The organism is Candidatus Palauibacter sp. (assembly GCF_965237495.1).
Taxonomy (GTDB): domain Bacteria; phylum Gemmatimonadota; class Gemmatimonadetes; order Palauibacterales; family Palauibacteraceae; genus Palauibacter.
On sequence record NZ_OZ250143.1, the window covers coordinates 2,887,146 to 2,905,003 of the forward strand.

At 67.3% G+C, this 17,858-nt stretch carries 13 protein-coding genes and 2 pseudogenes; 8 read left to right on the forward strand and 7 right to left on the reverse strand.

What is annotated here, in order from left to right; genetic code table 11:
• Positions 1 to 3: 3 nt before the first annotated feature.
• The 5 genes and pseudogenes from ACPXY0_RS12635 to ACPXY0_RS12655 all read right to left on the reverse strand — a co-directional run bounded on the left by ACPXY0_RS12635 (position 4) and on the right by ACPXY0_RS12655 (position 4,333).
• On the reverse strand, positions 4 to 720 hold the full coding sequence (locus tag ACPXY0_RS12635; RefSeq protein ID WP_423925079.1) for a hypothetical protein: 717 nt from the start codon (positions 718 to 720) through the stop codon (positions 4 to 6).
• A 52-nt stretch (positions 721 to 772) separates the two neighbouring features.
• A complete protein-coding gene (locus tag ACPXY0_RS12640) occupies positions 773 to 1,303 on the reverse strand; it encodes a transglutaminase-like domain-containing protein (protein WP_423925081.1) in 531 nt (176 codons plus the stop codon).
• A 142-nt stretch (positions 1,304 to 1,445) separates the two neighbouring features.
• A pseudogene (locus tag ACPXY0_RS12645) lies at positions 1,446 to 1,553 on the reverse strand (alpha-E domain-containing protein); the annotation flags it as partial.
• 24 nt (positions 1,554 to 1,577) lie between these two features.
• Positions 1,578 to 2,853 (reverse strand): annotated as a pseudogene (locus tag ACPXY0_RS12650) (circularly permuted type 2 ATP-grasp protein); the annotation flags it as partial.
• A 70-nt stretch (positions 2,854 to 2,923) separates the two neighbouring features.
• Positions 2,924 to 4,333, reverse strand: coding sequence for an ammonium transporter (locus ACPXY0_RS12655; protein ID WP_423925083.1), 1,410 nt, complete (start codon positions 4,331 to 4,333; stop codon positions 2,924 to 2,926).
• A gap of 226 nt (positions 4,334 to 4,559) precedes the next feature.
• On the opposite strand from ACPXY0_RS12655, the gene ACPXY0_RS12660 reads away from it, so the two are divergent.
• Entirely contained in the window at positions 4,560 to 5,615 is a 1,056-nt protein-coding gene (locus ACPXY0_RS12660; protein WP_423925085.1) for a porin, read from the forward strand.
• Positions 5,616 to 5,688: 73 nt separating this feature from the next.
• Here ACPXY0_RS12660 and ACPXY0_RS12665 read toward each other — a convergent pair whose 3' ends face one another.
• Positions 5,689 to 6,024 (reverse strand): STAS domain-containing protein, encoded by a 336-nt coding sequence (locus ACPXY0_RS12665; protein WP_423925087.1) that lies wholly within the window; start codon positions 6,022 to 6,024, stop codon positions 5,689 to 5,691.
• Positions 6,014 to 6,469 (reverse strand): ATP-binding protein, encoded by a 456-nt coding sequence (locus tag ACPXY0_RS12670; RefSeq protein WP_423925089.1) that lies wholly within the window; start codon positions 6,467 to 6,469, stop codon positions 6,014 to 6,016. Before ACPXY0_RS12670 ends, ACPXY0_RS12665 begins: the two co-directional genes overlap by 11 nt.
• 156 nt (positions 6,470 to 6,625) lie before the next feature.
• On the opposite strand from ACPXY0_RS12670, the gene ACPXY0_RS12675 reads away from it, so the two are divergent.
• The 7 genes from ACPXY0_RS12675 to ACPXY0_RS12705 all read left to right on the forward strand — a co-directional run bounded on the left by ACPXY0_RS12675 (position 6,626) and on the right by ACPXY0_RS12705 (position 17,791).
• Positions 6,626 to 7,783, forward strand: coding sequence for a PP2C family protein-serine/threonine phosphatase (locus tag ACPXY0_RS12675; protein ID WP_423925091.1), 1,158 nt, complete (start codon positions 6,626 to 6,628; stop codon positions 7,781 to 7,783).
• Entirely contained in the window at positions 7,783 to 8,961 is a 1,179-nt protein-coding gene (locus ACPXY0_RS12680) for an ABC transporter substrate-binding protein (RefSeq protein ID WP_423925093.1), read from the forward strand. Before ACPXY0_RS12675 ends, ACPXY0_RS12680 begins: the two co-directional genes overlap by 1 nt.
• 16 nt (positions 8,962 to 8,977) lie before the next feature.
• Positions 8,978 to 11,179, forward strand: coding sequence for a sensor histidine kinase (locus ACPXY0_RS12685; RefSeq protein ID WP_423925095.1), 2,202 nt, complete (start codon positions 8,978 to 8,980; stop codon positions 11,177 to 11,179).
• Between the two features lie 30 nt (positions 11,180 to 11,209).
• Entirely contained in the window at positions 11,210 to 12,868 is a 1,659-nt protein-coding gene (locus tag ACPXY0_RS12690) for an amidohydrolase family protein (RefSeq protein WP_423925097.1), read from the forward strand.
• 26 nt (positions 12,869 to 12,894) lie between these two features.
• Complete coding sequence (locus tag ACPXY0_RS12695) at positions 12,895 to 13,539, forward strand: DUF305 domain-containing protein (RefSeq protein WP_423925099.1); 645 nt, start codon at positions 12,895 to 12,897, stop codon at positions 13,537 to 13,539.
• 32 nt (positions 13,540 to 13,571) lie between these two features.
• Positions 13,572 to 15,422, forward strand: a complete 1,851-nt coding sequence (locus tag ACPXY0_RS12700) for an LVIVD repeat-containing protein (protein ID WP_423925101.1) — start codon at positions 13,572 to 13,574, stop codon at positions 15,420 to 15,422.
• A gap of 71 nt (positions 15,423 to 15,493) precedes the next feature.
• Positions 15,494 to 17,791 carry a choice-of-anchor B family protein gene (locus ACPXY0_RS12705; protein ID WP_423925103.1) on the forward strand — a complete coding sequence of 766 codons (2,298 nt, stop codon included), beginning with the start codon at positions 15,494 to 15,496 and terminating at the stop codon, positions 17,789 to 17,791.
• The last annotated feature ends 67 nt before the right edge of the window (positions 17,792 to 17,858 follow it).

The following is a 17,858-nucleotide window of genomic DNA, read 5'->3' on the forward strand; positions in this document are numbered from 1 at the left end:
AGCTTACGGCGCGATGCTGAAGCCGAACACCAGGTGCGCACGGTCCTGGTCCGGATTCAGGATGTAGGCGACGCTCACGGGCACCTCGAACGTGTCGGTGATCTGAAGAGCCTTGCTCGCCGTAACGCCCACGTTGACGAGAGCCGCGCCCTCCGTGCCGTAGAAGTCGCTCTCGCCACCCACGAAGCCCATGTGGAGCGCCACATCGAAGGCGCTGAGCGTAAATGGGACCCCCGCCTCGACATACAGATCGCCTCCCCCGGTGAGCATCCCGCCGAAGAGGGTCACGGGGAACGTCTCCGGGCCCGAGAAGGCGAGCGACGCCTCGAGCGTATGAGCGTCTCCGGCACCGAACCCGGTTTCCGCGTCGGGCGACGGAAAGTAGTAGTCGGTGAACCCGAAAGACACGGACAGGCCGGACGAGGCCGCCACGGTGTACGTGGCCCAGAGGTCGTTCTCGTTGGCGGAGGCGCCCGAGGCGGAGATGGAGTACGAACCCCACGCCCCGAACTCGAGCCCCCCGGCACCGAAGGTGATCGCCGGCTGCACGGCCATGGATTCCCCGAAGTCGGCGCCGCGCCAGACGTAGCGGCTGACCACGTCGGCACCGACCGAGCCGGACTGTCCCCAGGCCGGCGAGGCGAAGGCAAGGAGCGCGACGAAGACGGCGGGGAGCCGAAGACGCCGGATCGGACAACAGTAGAAACGAGTCGCGGACACGGTTTCCCTCCTCTGTGGAACGGTTGGCGCAGATGCGCCCGAGCGAGCCGCCTCAGCGCGAACTCGTCTCCCGGACGATGCGAACCCGGGTACTCAGCATGGACTCCGCGGATCCGTGAAACACACCGCGGGTGGGCGGAACATCCGCGTAGTCCCGCCCCACCGCTACCCGGACGTGTCGTTTGTCACACTGGACATCGTTGGTCGGGTCGAGACCGATCCAACCCGGCCCGGGGAACCAGCCCTCGACCCACGCGTGGCTCTCCCCGGTCGTCACCCCCTCCCCGTCGCCGCGATCCGGCCCCAGATATCCGGACACGTAGCGGGTCGGGACGCCCCAGCCCCGGAGGATGGAGGCCATCACGTGCGCGTAGTCCTGACAGACCCCTTCGCGGGTCTCGAGAATCTGCTCGATCGGGGAATCGACGGCGGTCGTACCCGGGATGTAGTCGAACGACTGGTGAAGCCGGGTTCGGAGCGCGAGCGCGCCGGCCAGCGGATCCTCCCCGGGTTCGAGGTCGCAACTGCTGATGAACTCGTCCAGGGCCGGAGAGGGACGGGCGAAGCGGCTCGGCTGCAGCATCAGTCGCAGTTCCGGTTTCCGCGTATACGCGTCCGCGATGAGGAAAAGCCTCCGCCTCGTCGACGTCGGCCGGCGCCTCCGGAGGGGGCTCGCTCAGCGCCCGGTACGGGACGCGCCACCCGACGGCCAGCTCGTCGGCGGCCGTATCGACGAGGCGCTCGAGCTGATGCTCGAGCAGACGGGCCGTGTTCTCGGTCCGCTCCACGTACCGGCCCAGCCAGTAGAAGTTCGACGCCATGCGGGCTAGCATCGGGCGTTCGTCCCTCGCGACGCGCTACTCACGAAGAATCCAGAGGCCCTTGCAACCTTCGCCCCGGCTGGAGTTCACCACCAGGCTCCCCCTTGCGCAGCGCGACGCGGCACAGGCCGCCCGGCACCACATGCTGTCTGTCCCGGCCTTGCAGAACGAATGGCCGGAGGTCCACGTGGCGCGGCTCGAGGCGCCCGTCGACGAGACAGCCCGAGCGGGAGAGCGGCAGCGCCGGCTGGGAGATGTAGTTGGCCGGGTTCTCTCGAAGCTGCGCGGCGAACTCCTCCCGCTCCGCCGCGGAGGCATGGGGACCCACGAGCATCCCGTACCCCCCCCCCCGACCCCCCGACCTCCTTCACGACGAGTTCGGCCAGGTGCTCGAGCGTGTAGACGAGGCCATCGGGCTCCCGGCAGAGGTGGGTCTCCACGTTGACCAGAATCGGATCTTCGTCCAGGAAGTAGCGGATGATGCGGGGGACGTAGGCGTACAGCCCCTTGTCGTCCGCCACCCCCGTCCCCGGGGCGTTGGCGAGCACGAGGTTCCCGGCCCGGTAGGCGTGGAAGAGGCCGGCGGCCCCGAGCGCGGAGTCTTCACGGAAGGTCACCGGGTCCAGGAAATCGTCGTCGATGCGTCGGTAGAGCACATCGATCCGCCGCAGACCCGCGGCCGTCCGTGCGTACAGCACCGCGTCGTGCACGACCAGATCCCGACCCTCGACCAGGTCGACCCCCATCTCTCCGGCCAGGAAGGCGTGCTCGTAGTAGGCCGAGTTGTAGCGGCCCGGCGTCAGCACCGCCATCCGCGGCGTCCCGGAACCCAGGGCGAGCGAGGCGAGCGTCGAGTAGAGCCGCTCCGGATACTCCGCCACTTCCCGCACGCCGTACGCGCGGTACAGATGCGGTATAGAGACGGAAACGCCCACTTCATCGCCGTGCGGCAGGCAAGCATGTAAGAGACGCCGGACGGCACGCGCAGATTGTCCTCCAGAACCGCGAACGTGTCGCCGGCGCGCACGATGTCGGTCCCGCACACCGCGACGTAGGTGTCGTGCGGCACCTTCATTTGCCGCATCTCGAGCCGGTACGCGGGACAGCCCAGCACGAGGTCGGTCGGAACCACGCCGTTCCGAAGCGACTTTCCGTCGTGATAGATGTCGTGCAGGAAGAGGTTGAGGGCGGTGAGACGCTGCTTCAGCCCTCGTTCGATGTGGTCCCATTCGTCGGCGGTGATGAGACGCGGCACGCAATCGATCGGGATGATCTGCTCCGACACGTCCTCGACGCCGAGCACGGTGAAGGTCGGGGTCCGGGTGGTCGTACCCGTGATCGATGAACTTTATCGGAGACAAGGACCGATCTCCCCCCGGACGTCAGTCCGCGTCGCGGAAGTCGTCCCCCATGTCCGGGTCCACCATGAGGATGAACTCGGGATAGGCGTCGATGCCGAGTTCCGCCGCGTCCTGGCCGATCTCCTCGACGCTCCGCGAGACCCGGACGCCCATCAGCTTGTCCAGCGCGGTCCAGAGCAGCCAGGCGGTCGAGAAGACGAAGGCGCCCACGCTCAAGACGCCGATCAGCTGCGTCACGAAGTCGCCGCCGGCCGCGATACAGGTGGCCAGCGTGCCCCAGATCCCGGCGAAGAGGTGCGCGGGGACCGCGCCGACCACGTCGTCGATCCTGCGCCGCTCCAGAACCCTCAGTCCCACCATGCAGAGGACGGATCCGACGGCGCCGATGAGAAGGGCCCACAGCGAGTTGTCGATGTTCGGCCCCGCGGTGATCGCGACCATCCCCGAGATGGCCCCGTTGAGCGTGGCGAAGAGGTCGACCCGCCCGAGGATCGGCCGCGAGAGGCAGAGCGCGGTGACGACGCCGGCCGCGGCGGCGAGGTTCGTGTTCACGAGGATGTTGCTCATTGCGACCGCGTCGAAGACGCCGGCGAGTGCTAGCTGGGAGCCGCCGTTGAAGCCGAACCACCCCATCCAGAGGATGAAGATGCCCAGCGTGACCGCCGGGATGTTCGACGGAGGCGTCGACTTCACGGAGCCATCCTTGCGGAACTTGCCCCACCGCGGCCCCACGACCAGCGCGCCGGCGAGAGCGGCCCAGCCTCCCGTCGAGTGCACGATCGTGGACCCGGCGAAATCGGTGAAGCCCATCTCGGCGAGCCAGCCGCCACCCCACGTCCAGGCACCGACGATGGGGTAGATGATCGCGGTGAGGAGGGCCGTGAAGACCAGGAAGGTCCACAGCTTGACGCGCTCGGCCAGCGCCCCGGAGACGATCGAGGCGGTCGTGGCGACGAACACCATCTGGAAGAACCAGTCCGACATCACGGAATAGCCGTTCTCGGCGACGGCCCCGGCCATACTCTCGTCACCCCCGAGGAGCGCGACTTCCTCGGCGGACGGGCCATAGAAGAAGCTCAGAGAGCCGATCACGCTCCCGACATCGACGTACATCAGGTTGTAGCCGATGATGTAGTAGGTGAGGCCCGCGACCGCGTACAGTCCGATGTTCTTCATGCAGATCATCGAAGCGCTCTTGGACCGTACCGACCCGGCCTCGAGCATCGTGAAGCCGGCGCACATCCACATCACGAGCACGCCCCAGATCAGGAACGAGAACGTGTTGAGGACGAAGCCGAAGTCGCCGGCGCCGTCCTGCGCGGCCAGAGCGGACGGTACCAGAAGGAAATTCGCGCCCGAAAGGAGCGCGGCGGTCGCTAGGTTCCGTCCCGCGGCGAATCGGCGGGCCCGGCGTGGCTGGTGCGTGCTCACAGGTGCTCCTTCCTCGACAGCTTGAAGTGCTGCCATGATCCCGTTGTGATGATGGAGCCGGAGTGCGCCCTGATGCGTTCTAGGTTGGGTGTCGGATCGGCATCGCGCAACGGGTTCTCGGCCCGCCGTAACGGGTTCTCGGCCCGCCGGTAGCCTCGCGACCGGAGCCCGTTATCTTCGGGTGGGACCGGGGTGCACCCGAATCTTCGACGAGAGGCATACCGCCATGAGGAAACGCTTCATCGGAGTGGCCGCCGGACTCGGGCTGGGGCTGGCGCTCTGCGTTGTCCAGGCTGCCATGGCCCAGGAGCTCCGGGCCCGCGGCGGGTCCACGGTTACCCTTGGCGCCCGGATCCAGGCCCAGTACGAGGCGTCGAGCTCCGATGACACCCCATCATCCTTTTTCATCCGGCGGGCGTGGGTGACGATGGACGGAAGGCTCAACGATCTCGTGTCGGCACGCGCCCAGTTCAATATCGATGGGGCGTCGGTGCTCGAGGCCTATCTCGAACTCACCCCGAGCGACGCCCTGCAGGTGCAACTCGGCCAGTTCAAGAAGGGTATGTCGTACTTCTGGCTGGTGCCCAACGCCTGGCTCCCCATCATCGAACGGGACGCGCGGGTCACCGGCGTGGACCACTGTCCCGGCGTCGGCAGCGTCTGTTCCTTCGGTCGCCTGACCGGGGCGCTGGGCCTCGACAACTACGAGCCGGGAATCCTCGCGCAGGGTCGCCTGGGGGAGCGTTTCGGGTACCGCTTCACACTCACCAACGCCGAGGGCATCGGGAACGAAGACGTGAACGACGGCAAGTCGGCGTCGGGACAACTGTCCGTTTTCCCGGCCGGAAACACGCGCGTGTCCGCCTACTTCGCCCTGGACGAGACGCTGAACATGCAGGGCGAGACTATGGGCGTACCGGCCTACGGCGCGGAGGTGGAGGTGGGCACATGGCTCGATGGCCCGCACCTGATCGCGAACGGCCTGCGGGGTCGCAACTGGAAGCTGAACGACGACGCGAAGTTCTCGGCCTTCCAGTTGATGGCCTTCTGGTACCTGCCCTTCGCACCGGAGTCCCGGTTCGGGGCGATCGAGCCGATGCTCCGCGTCAGCTGGGTCGATTCCGGGGCCGCGAACCCGGACAAGGTGACGGGAACCGTCGTCACTCCCGGCGTCATGGTCTACTTCGTGGGCCGGAACGGAATCTCCACGAACGTGGATTTCTACACTTCCGGCGAGCGTTCCGACTGGTCCCTGAAGGTCCAGGCGTTCGCTCTCTTCTGATCCCGCATTCGGCATTCGGGCGGGCCAGAAAGGAGTGGCGGGCAGCGCCGGGCGTCCAGCCGGCGCCACCGGATTACGCGAAGCTGGCCTGGGCGTCTTCGACCGTGTCGAAGACCTTCGTCAGCCGGACGAAGCCGCTGACATCCAGAACCTCGAGGATGTTCACGGGCACCTGGCACAGGGCCAGTCCCCCGCCGGCCTGATTGGTCTTGCGGATGGCGATGAGCAGCGCCCGAAGCCCGGCGCTGGAGATGTAGCGGAGCCCTTCGCAATCCAGCACGAGGTTCGTAGCTCCCCCGTCGATGATGCTCGAGAGTTCACCGTCGAAGTCCTTGGCGTTGCTGGAGTCGACCCGGCCGCTGATCACCCCCACGGCGGTAGCCCCGGAATAGCTGGTCTCAATGTTCATCTGGCGGTTCCTCTGCTGGTTCCTCGGTGTTGGCGGCAGCCAGCGGCTGCGTCAGGGTAAGGCAGTTGAAACCATCCACCCGCTCGTACGCGAGCTTGTCAATAAAAGCCTTCGTCAAGTGAATGCCAAGTCCCCCGATCGGGCGGTCCTCGGCGTCAAGACTCAGATCAGGCTCCGCCGCATCCTCGATCGGGTTGAAAGGTCGGCCGTTGTCCCGGATGACGACGTCAACCTCGGCATCGTCTACGCGGATGTCCACCGTGATGACCGGAGCTTGCGTCACCCCCTCGAACCCGTACGAGATGACGTTGGTCAGCAGTTCGTCCATCGAAAGCTGGAACTTGAAAATGATGTCCTGCGAGAGCCCGCGTTCGAGACACACGCGTTCGACCTCGTCCGCCACCCGTCTGGGCTCGCTCGGGTCCCGCTTCACGGCGATCCGCAACCTTGTCCCCTCCTTCGTTCGCTGCCCGATGTCCGGCTCCGACATATTGCGCGCCCGGTCCCGGCTTGTGGAGATTCACGCCTCGCGAATCGACACGGACGATGACGAATCGACTCGGTTCCAGACAAGACCGGCGTCCCCCAAACTGAGATTCTGATGGCGAAGATTCTGGTCGTAGACGACGAGCCCGATCTGGAGCTGCTGCTGCGGCAGAAATTCCGGCGCCGGATCCGCACGGGCGAGTTCAGCCTGGTTTTCGCTCAGAACGGTGTCGAGGCGCTCGAGCAACTCGAGCGGCACCCCGACGTGGACATGGTGCTCTCGGACATCAACATGCCCGAGATGGACGGTTTGACCCTCCTCGGGCAACTCGACAAGCTCAACCTCGACATCCGGGCCGTCATCGTCACCGCCTACGGCGACATGAAGAACATCCGGACCGCGATGAACCGGGGCGCGTTCGATTTCGTGACGAAGCCCATCGACTTCGAGGATCTGGATACGACGATCCAGAAGACGCTCGATCACCTTCAGGTGATGAGGGACGCGCTTCGCTCCCGGGACGAACTGGTGGCCCTGCGACAGGAACTCGGGGTCGCGGCCCGCATGCAGGAGTCGATTCTTCCCACCCACTACCCCGAGGACTCCCGTTTCGAGATGCACGCCTGGATGACCCCCGCCCGCGAGGTCGGGGGCGACTTCTACGATTTCTTCCAGCTGGAGGATGATCGGATCGGGATCGTGATGGCGGACGTTTCCGGCAAGGGCATCCCTGCCGCCTTCTTCATGATGGTGAGCCGGACGTTGCTGAAAGGGACCGCGATCGGGGAGAGCGACCCGGCGAAGTGTCTCGGCGAGGTCAACGACCTGCTCGTCAAGGAGAATGAAGAATCGATGTTCGTGACCGCGTTCTACGCGAAGTTCCAGCCCCTCACCGGCCGGGTCGATTTTTCGAACGCCGGCCACAACCTTCCCTTCATCGTCAAGCCGTCCGGTGAGGTCGAGCAGATCGAGTGCGAACCGGGACTCGTCCTGGGAATCATGCCGACCTTCGACTACCCGAGCGGGTCCGTGCAGATGGAACCGGGCGACACCTTCTTCTTCTACACGGACGGCATCTCGGAAGCGATGGACGAGGAGGGCAACGAGTTCGGGGAAAAGCAACTCGCCGAGGTCCTCGCGGAATGCGGCGGACTGACCGCGTCCGACGTCAACCGCCACGTGGTGCAGACGACCCAGGACCACGCGGGCGAGGCGCCCCAGTCCGACGATATCACGTGTCTCGCGCTCCGATACCTGGGGGACACCTCCTGATGGGCGGCCGGCGCCTCGCCCTGCGCGTCGCCGTCGCGGCGGCGGGCGCCATTCTGCCCGCCGGCGGCGGGACCGCACAGGAGGGCGGGGACGGCGTGTTCCCCGATTCCATCGTCTTCGGCCAGTCGGCCGCGCTGAACGGTCCCGCCGGAGAGCTGGGCCGCAACATGAACCTCGGCATCCGGGCCGCGTTCGAGGAAGCGAACCGCGAGGGCGGCGTGCATGGCCGGGGCCTCCGGCTCGTCGTCCGCGACGACGGATACGAACCCGAAGCCGCCGTCGCCAATACGCAGGAACTCATCGAGCTTGGCGTGTTCGGCCTCATCGGCGCCGTCGGCACCCCGACCTCCAACGCCGCGGAGCCCGTCGCGAGCGGCTCGGGCGTCCCCTACATCGGCGCCTTCACCGGCGCCGGCCTGCTGCGGGGCGAGGACCAGAGCTACGTCGTGAACCTGCGTGCGTCCTACGACCAGGAGACCGAGGAAATGGTGGACCGACTCGTCGGGGATCTGGGATTCCGGCGGATCGCGGTCTTCTACCAGGACGACAACTATGGGCTGGCGGGGCTGACGGGCGCGCGGAACGCCATGGAGGAGCGCGGCATTCAGCTCGTCGGCGAGGCCGCGTACATGCGGAACACACTCGCCGTGAAGCGCGGCCTCCTCGACATCCGGGCCGGCGACCCCGAGGCCGTCATCATCATCGGGGCCTATGCCCCCGTGGCGCACTTCATCAGATGGGCCCGGAAGATCGGGCTCGACGCGGTGTTCGTGAACATCTCCTTCGTCGGCAGCAACGCCCTGCTCAACGAACTGGGGCGTCAGGGAGACGGGGTCGTCGTGACGCAGGTCGTGCCCTTCCCCCTCGATACCAGCGTGCCGGCCGTGGCACGGTACCAGGCCGCACTGCGCGCGGTGGATCCATCGGCTCAACCGGGGTTCGTGTCGCTCGAGGGTTACCTGGCCGGGCGCCTCGTCGTCGAGACGCTGGCGGCAGGCGACCCCGGGACCCTGCCCACGCGGGAGTCCTTCCTTCGTACCCTGGTGGAATCGGGCCCGCTCGACCTCGGCGGATTCGTCGTCGAGTACGGGGAGGGGGACAACCAGGGCTCGGATCTCGTCTTCCTGACGGTGATTCGGGGGGGTGAGTTCGTCCCCGTGACCCGGCTTTCCCGCTGACGACGCGGCGCGCCCGATGACCGCCGGTGACGACCGCATCCACCGCGCCTTCGAATGGGTCCTGGCCCGGATCCCGGGCGGACTCGGCGAGCGGGCTCGAGAGGCGACGGGCGGTCGTTTCGGGATCGGGAGCCAGATCGTCGTCGGGCTGGGCGGCGGCGTACTCCTCACGATCAGCGCCATCCTCCTCGCGCTGCTGCTGATGAGCATCGTGCAGCGCGGGCAGAGCGAGGTCACGGACGAACAGATCCCGGCATTGGTCGCCGGCCACCAGGTGACCAAGCACAGCGAGGCGCTCGTGCGGGCGTCGCCGCAGCTCCTGTCCGCCACCGACCCGGCGGCTCTGGAGCAGGTCAGGGCCGGCGTGCTGCTTGAACAGGACAGCCTCCAGCTCTGGGTCCGGCAGGTTGCGAGCGAGGCGGGAGCGGACGAGGGGGTCGAGGATCTCGCCGTGGATCTGGTCGCGAGCATCAACCAGATCCACGAGTCGGTCGGGAACCGGATGACCTACCAGACGCAGCTCGGGGAGATGCAGGCCACCGTCGAGGCGTCGGGTCTGCGGCTGCGATCGAGGCTCGAGGAAGCGATCGACGACCAGTATTTCTTCATCCACACCGGACTGCGTGAGCTGGAGGACGTTCCGGCTCCTGTCTCACGGCGTCAGGCGCTCGACGAAATCGAGCCTTTTTTCGGCCTCCTCAACTTCAAGGCGTCCGAGAACGAGGCGACGACGCTGATCCAGCAGGCGTTCACGGAGACGGACGCGGCGCTGCTGCGCGCCAACCGCGAACGCGTGGAGACGGCGCTGAGTGATGTCCAGGAGTCGCTCCCGGAGATCCGCCCCCCGCTGAGGGACACGCTGGCTATCGAGGTGAGCGCCATCGAGGAGCTGTATGCAGGCCCCACCGGCATCTTCCAGACGCGGAGGCGCGAACTGGAGGAGATCGGCCGCGCGGAGGAGCTGCTGACGCGCAACCGGCAGACGACCGCGGTGCTCGACGTCGGGGTCGCGGCGCTCATGGAGCGCGTCCAGATGACCGCCCGGGAGGCGGCGAATCGCTCCCAGTTCCTCGTGCGGCTGGGGTTCTGGTTCCTGCTCGGCGTGATCCTGCTGACCGTCGGCGCGGCTCGCGTCGCCTGGAAGACGTTCGGCCGACCCCTCATCGTCAGGTTGAGCAGCCTGTTCGAAACCACCCGGCGCATGTCCGAGGGCGACCTCGAGGCGAAGGTGCGGATCGAGGGCAACGACGAGGTGGCCGACATGGCGGGGGCGCTGGAGGTCTTCCGCCAGCACGCCCTCGAGGTGCAGCGGCTCAATCTGGTGGAGAAGCTCGCCAAGGAAGTCCAGGCCAAGAACGATGCCCTCGAGGAGACGCTCGAACGGCTCCATCGTACGCAGCAGCAGGTCGTCATGCAGGAAAAGCTCGCGTCGCTGGGGGCGCTCACGGCGGGGATCGCACACGAGATCCGCAATCCGCTCAACTTCGTGAACAACTTCGCCGTCCTCTCGCGGGAGCTGATCGAGGAGCTGAAGGAGGAGGTGGCCGAGTCGGCGGGCGAGAACGGTGAACTGGACCGGGAGCTGGTGGACGAGATCCTCTCCGACCTCGATTTGAACGTGAGCAAGGTGCGGGAGCACGGCGGCCGGGCCGACCGCATCGTCGAGGGCATGCTGGCCCACTCGCGCGACGAGGCGGGGCAGGCGGAGTCCATCAACGTCAACCGGGTCGTTGACGAGTACGCGAAGCTCGCCTACCACGGACTCCGCGGCACCGATTCCGCCTTCAACGTCACCCTTGAGCGGGAATTCGACGAGAATGCGGGCAAGATCACGGGGATTTCGCGCGACCTGAGCCGCGTCTTCCTGAACATCGTGACCAACGCGTGTCACGCCACGGCGGCCCGACGAGCGGAAGCCGACGCTTCCTATTCGCCCACGGTTCTGCTCAAGACGGAGGACCGCGGGGAACATGTGATCGTGACGATACGAGACAACGGTACCGGGATCCCCGATTCCATCATCCGGAAGATCTTCGAACCTTTCTTCACGACGAAGTCCGGCACGCAGGGGACGGGCCTCGGACTGTCGATCTCCCGCGATATCGTCGTCGGACATGGCGGCGACCTGGAAGTCGAGAGCGAGGCGGGAGAATTCACCGAGTTCCGGATCAGACTGCCCCGGGAAAGCAACATCGCCGAGGTGACGGCGACTTCCTGACCCCCCCGGGGGCCAACCGATGGAGAGATTATGAGGACCACTTGGAAATGCAGGGGCTCCCTCTTCGCCGCAGCCATCCTCCTGCTGGCGGGACCGGGGTTCGCCCTGCACGCGCAGGACGGCGAGCGTCCCGAAACGACGCCTCGCGGCGCCGACGAAGGCGACGGACCCTACGACCGTCTGATCCTGCGAGGGGTCACGATAATCGACGGTACCGGAGCCCCGCCTCAGGGGCCGGTCGACATCGTCATCGAGGGCGACCGCATCACGTCCGTCCAGTCGGTCGGATTCCCCGGACTGGACATCAATGAGGACCGCCGCCCGGACCTCGAGACCGAGGACAACCCGGAGGGGAGCGTGCACGAGATCGATCTCTCGGGGCACTACGTCATGCCGGGGTTCGTCGACATGCACGCGCACACGGGCGGGGTGCCGAAGGCGCCGCAGCCCGAGTACGTGTACAAGCTCTGGATGGGACACGGCATCACGACCTCCCGCGGCGTCGGCCACGGGCCGATGATGTGGGCGCTGGAAGAGAAGGCGAAGGCGGCGCGGAACGAGATCGTCGCCCCGCGCATGTACACGTACGTGCGGCCGGGCGAGGCCTGGGACGAGGGCCCCGTCGATTCGCCCGGGAAGGCGCGGGAGTGGGTGCGCTGGGCCGCGGCGCAGGAAGTCGAGGGGCAGAAGATCGACGGCCTCAAGCTGGGCTCCTACGACCCGCCGATCATGGAGGCGCTCATCGACGAGGCGCACCAGCACGGGCTCGGCACCGTCGCGCACCTCGGCCAGATGGGGGTGGGGCGGATGACCGCGCTCGACGCGGCCGAGGTCGGCCTCGACATGATGACCCATTACTACGGGCTCTTCGAGTCGATGCTGTCGGACTTCAGCATCCAGGACTGGCCGCTCGACTACAACTACCAGGACGAGCAGCACCGCTTCGGCGGCGTGGCCCGGCTCTGGGACCAGATCGACGGACCCGGATCGGAGAGCTGGAACGCGCTGCAGGAGCGCTTCCTCGAACTCGGCTTCGGACTCGACCCCACGATGACGATCTACGAGGCGAGCCGGGACGTGATGCGGGCGCGTAACGCGGACTGGCACGAGGAGTACACGCTCCCCAGCCAGATGGACTTCTACCAGCCCAGCCGGGCCGCGCACGGGTCGTACTGGTTCTACTGGACCTCGGAGGACGAGGTCGCGTGGCGGAACTTCTACAAGGTGTGGATGCAGTTCCTGAACGAGTACAAGAACCGCGGCGGCCGGGTCACCACGGGCTCGGACTCGGGCTTCATCTACAAGCTGTACGGCTTCGACTACATCCGGGAGTTCGAGTTGCTGCGCGAGGCCGGGTTCCACCCGATCGAGGTCATCCGTTCGGCCACCCTGTACGGCGCGCAGGAACTGAGCGACCCGAAGGGACTCGCCCCCGACTTCGGGATGATCCGTCCCGGCCTCAAGGCGGACTTCGTCGTCGTCGAGGAGAATCCGCTTCAGAACCTCAAGGTGCTCTACGGAACCGGCGCGGTGAAGCTCAACGACGAGACCGGCGAGATGGAGCGGGTCGGCGGCATCAAGTATACGATCAAGGACGGGATCGTGTACGACGCGAAGCAGCTGCTGGCCGACGTGCGCGAGATGGTGCGCGCGGCCAGGGCCGAACTCGCCACGCAGGACGACAGTTAGCGGCCCGCCGGGTGGAGGGTTCTGGAATGAAGTTCAGGCACGGGATCGGGTTCCTGTTCCTCGCGCTCGCGGCGTGCCGTTCCGCCGCGGGGGACGGCGAGGTGCGGACGGTCCAGCCCGGGGCGCCCGGTGAGGCCTCCCGCGTCCTTACCGTGGAGGAAGCGGCTTCGCTCGAGCACGTCACGCACACCCCGGCGGACGTGCGCTTCATGCAGGGGATGATCCCCCATCACGCGCAGGCGCTGGAGATGACCGCCCTCATCCCGGAACGCACCGGGCACGAGGGGCTGCGGCTCCTCGGACGCCGCATCGAGATCTCGCAGCGCGACGAGATCGCCTGGATGACGCGCTGGCTCGAACGGAGGGGGGAGGCGGCCCCCATGATGGGCGCCGGACACGCGCACGGGCTCGACGAGGGCGACCTCATGCCGGGGATGCTCTCGAACGAGGAGATGGCCGCGCTCGCCGCCGCACGCGGCTCCGGGTTCGACCGGCTCTTCCTGGAAGGAATGATCAAGCATCATGCGGGCGCGCTGACCATGGTGACCGAGCTGTTCGTGAGCCCGGGCGGCGGGCAGGAGACCGAGATTCACCGCTTCGCGTCGGATGTGGACGCGGACCAGGACATGGAGATCCTGCGCATGCAGGAGCTGTTGACCAGGATCCCCTGAACCATCCCCTGAGAATCCGAGGGAGGTAGAAGATGTCACGCAGAGAGATGATGTTCGCGCGGCGGCGGATCGGTCTGGCGGCCGTGCTGCCGGCCATGGCGTTTGGCTTGCTGGCGAGCGTGGAGGCCCTCGCGGCACAGGACCCGCCGCCTCCGCCGCCGGAGGCCGTCTGGGAATGGGATCCGGACGATCCCCGCATCGGGCTCGCGCCCGGCCTGCACGATGCCGGCATGGCGATCGGCAACCTGGAGCGGTTGATCAGCCTCCCGAAGCCCGACCCGTTCCTCACCGACGAGGCGGGCGGGCGTGGACCGACGAACTCCGACCTCGCGTTCCAGGGGGATTTCGTCTTCCAGGGCAGCTACTGGGGCTTCCAGGTGTTCGACGCCTCGGACCCCGCTCAGCCGGAACTCGTCGTCGCGGTCGTCTGTCCCGGCGGGCAGGGTGACGTGAGCGTGCACGAGAACCTCCTCTTCATGTCGGTACAGCAGGCCTCGGCCCGGCTCGACTGCGGTACGGAAGGGATCCAGGACAGCGTGAGCACCACCCGCCTGCGCGGGATCCGGATCTTCGACATCTCCGACGCCCGGAATCCCCGCCAGGTGAAGACCGTGCAGACCTGTCGCGGCTCGCACACCCACACGCTGGTCACCGATCCGAGCGATGATTCGCACGTCTACATCTACGTGTCGGGCACCGGCGGAGTGCGCTCGTCCAGCGAACTTCCGGGCTGCTCGGGGCTGCCGGCGGAGGAGGACGAGAACACGTCGCTCTTCCGCATCGAGATCATCGAAGTGCCGATGGACGCGCCGGAGGATGCCGAGATCGTGAACATGCCGCGCATCTTCGCCGACTCGGAGACGGGTGACATCGCCGGCCTGTGGACGGGCGGCGACCACGGAGAGGGAACCCAGCGTTCGCGGCTCACGAACCAGTGCCACGACATCACGGTGCGGTCGGATCTGGGACTCGCGGCCGGCGCCTGCGCGGGCAACGGGATCCTGCTCGACATCTCCGACCCGGAGAACCCGGTCCGCATCGACCAGGTGGTCGATCCGAACTTCGCCTACTGGCACTCGGCGACCTTCAACAACGACGGCACCGCGATCGTCTTCACGGACGAATGGGGAGGCGGCGGGGCCCCCCGCTGCCGCGGCTCGGACCCGGAGACGTGGGGCGCCAACGCGATCTTCACCATCCGCGACCGCAAGATGGAGCCGGCGGGCTACTACAAGCTGCCGGTGCCGCAGACGGAGCAGGAGAACTGCGTCGCCCACAACGGCTCCATGATTCCGGTGCCCGGCCGCGACATCATGGTGCAGGGCTGGTACCAGGGCGGCCTCTCGATCTTCGACTTCACCGATCCGGAGAATCCGTTCGAGATCGCCTACTTCGACCGCGGTCCGCTCGACGCGGTGGAGATGCTGAGCGGCGGCTACTGGTCGGCCTACTGGCACAACGGATCGATCTACGGCGCGGAGATCGCACGCGGCGTGGACGTGTTCCAGCTGGCTGCGAGCGAACACCTCTCGCAGGCCGAGATCGACGCCGCCATGTCGGTGATGGTCGGTGACTCCAACGTGCAGAACCAGGAGCGCTACGACTGGCCGGCCAGCTTCGCCGTCGCGCGCTCCTACCTGATCCAGATGCAGCGCGGCAACGGCATCCAGACCGAGCGCGGAGAGCGCGTCGCGGCGCTGCTCGACCAGGCCGAAGGCCAGTCGGGCGCGGAACGCAGCGCCACGCTCGATGAACTGGATGTGGTGGCCGCCGAACTCGATGGGGACGCGCGCCGTGCGGCGAACGCCGCCGGGCCGGGAGACGCCCGGCGCCTGGCGCTCCTCGCCGACGCGATCCGCGGCCTGACGGCCTCGCTGCGCTGACCCCCGTCTTTCGCAGCAAGCTCCGGGGGTCCCGCGCGGCCCCCGGGAGCGAAGTCGTACATTGCCGGAGCATGCTTTCGAAACGATACTTTCCGATTACTGCCTTTTTGATCGGCTGTGCGGCGGCATTGTCCTGCGGAGACAATCCGACCAATCCCGTAGTTCCGCCGCCAGCTCCCGCCCCGCCGCGACCGGCCACCGTCACGATCAGTCCGGCCACCATCGGGTTGTCGGCGCTTGGCGAGACCGCCCAACTGTCGGCGGCGGTTCGCGATCAGGACGGACGCCCGCTTCCGGGCTCGGAAGTGGCATGGTCATCGAGTGACTCCGAAGTCGCCACGGTGGACGCTTCCGGACTCGTCACCGCCGTCGGCAACGGCGAGGCCGCGGTCGGCGCCACGTCGGGAGAGGCGAACGCGACAGTCCCCGTCGCCGTCCGCCAGTCCGCTGCCTCCGCCGCCATCGCGCCGGAACGGCTGAGCCTCGACGCCCTGGGCGATACCGTCCGGATCTCGGTCACCATCCGCGACGCCCGGGGCAATGCGGTCCCCGGCCTGGAAGTCGCCTGGTCGTCGAGCCGCCCCGACATCGCGACGGTGGACAGTTCCGGACTCGTGACCGCCGCCGGTAACGGGGAAGCCGTCGTCACCGCCGCCGCCGGTCAGGTCAACGCGACTGCCACCGTGTCCGTCCGCCAGTCCGCCGCGTCGGCCGTCATCTCACCGGAACGGCTGGATCTGGACGCCCTGGGCGATACCGTCCGGATCTCGGTCACCATCCGCGACGCCCGGGGCAATGCGGTTCCCGGCCTGGAAGTCGCCTGGTCGTCGAGCGACACCACGGTCGCTACGGTGGATGCTGCCGGGCTCGTAACCTCCGCCGGAAACGGCCAGGCCGCTGTCACGGCCAGGTCAGGGGGGACCGAGGCGAGCGTTCCGGTGTCCGTCCGCCAGTCTGCCGCGTCGACCGCCATCTCGCCGGACCGGCTGAGCTTCGAGGCGCCGGGGGACACCGCGCGGCTCTCGGCCACGGTGAGAGACGCCCTCGACCACGCGGTGCACGGTGCCGAAGTGGCATGGTCGGTGAGCGACCCCACCGTAGCCATCGTAGACGCGACCGGACTCGTGACCGCCATCGGGAGGGGCGAGGCGACCGTTACCGCAACCTCCGGAGAAGCGAACGCAACCGTTCCCGTCGCCGTTCGCCAATCCGCGCGCACGATCCGGTGCATCGATGGCCGGGCCGACAACTACCCCTGCGAGGGCGTGGACCTTCTGGCTCACGTCCCCACGGAGGGACTCAGGCCCGGCCGGCCCGCCCGCGACCTGAACGATATCTGGGGCTGGACAGATCCGGTGACGGGAACGGAATACGCGCTCGTCGGGCGCACGGACGGCCTCGCGATCGTCGACCTTGCCGATCCGTGGGGACCGCGGCCGCTCGCCTTCCTCCCTTCCCCGACCGCTCCGAGCCTCTGGCGCGACGTGAAGGTCTACGCGGATCACGCGTACGTCGTGGCGGACGCGGCGACGGGACACGGCGTCCAGATCCTCGACCTCACGCGACTCCGTGATCTCGACGGGTTCACCCAACTCCGGCCGGACGGGCGGTACGGGCGTGTGAGTTCGGTGCACAACATCGCGATCAACGAGGAGACGGGCTTCGCCTATCTGGTCGGGAGCGCCGGCGGTGGCGAGACCTGTGGGGGCGGCCTCCACATGCTCGACCTGGCGGACCCGAAAGCGCCGGCTTTCGCGGGTTGCCACGCGACCCCGGCTACGGGGTGGAGGGGCACCGGTTATACCCACGATGTCCAGTGCGTGGTCTACCGCGGTCCGGACGCGGAGCATGCGGGACGCGAGATCTGCGTCGGGTCGAACGAGACCGCGGTCGTCGTCTCCGACGTCACGGACAGGGATCATCCGACGACGCTCTCCGCAGCCCACTATCCCGGCGTCAGCTATGCACACCAGGGATGGCTCGACGAGGACCACCGTTTCTTCTACTTGAACGACGAACTCGATGAGTACTACGGCCTGGTGTCGAATTCACGCCTGCTGGTGTGGGACCTGACTGATCTCGACGACCCGGTCCTGGCGAGCGAGCACTACGGGCCCACGGAGGCGATCGACCACAACATCTACGTTCGGGACGACATCCTCTACCATTCGAACTACAACTTCGGGATCCGGATCCTCGACATTTCGACGAGGGCAAGTCCCGCGGAGGCCGGCTTCTTCGACACCGTGCCCGAAACCAACATCGCGGATTTCCTCGGTTCCTGGTCGAACTACCCCTACTTCGACAGCGGCATCCTGATCGTCAGCAGCATGCGCGAGGGCCTGTTCGTGCTGCGGCTCCAGCGCTAGCCGCCCCGGTAGCCTGACGGTGCCGAGGGAACCCAGGCGCGCAGGAAGCCGTATCATGGCGAGAACC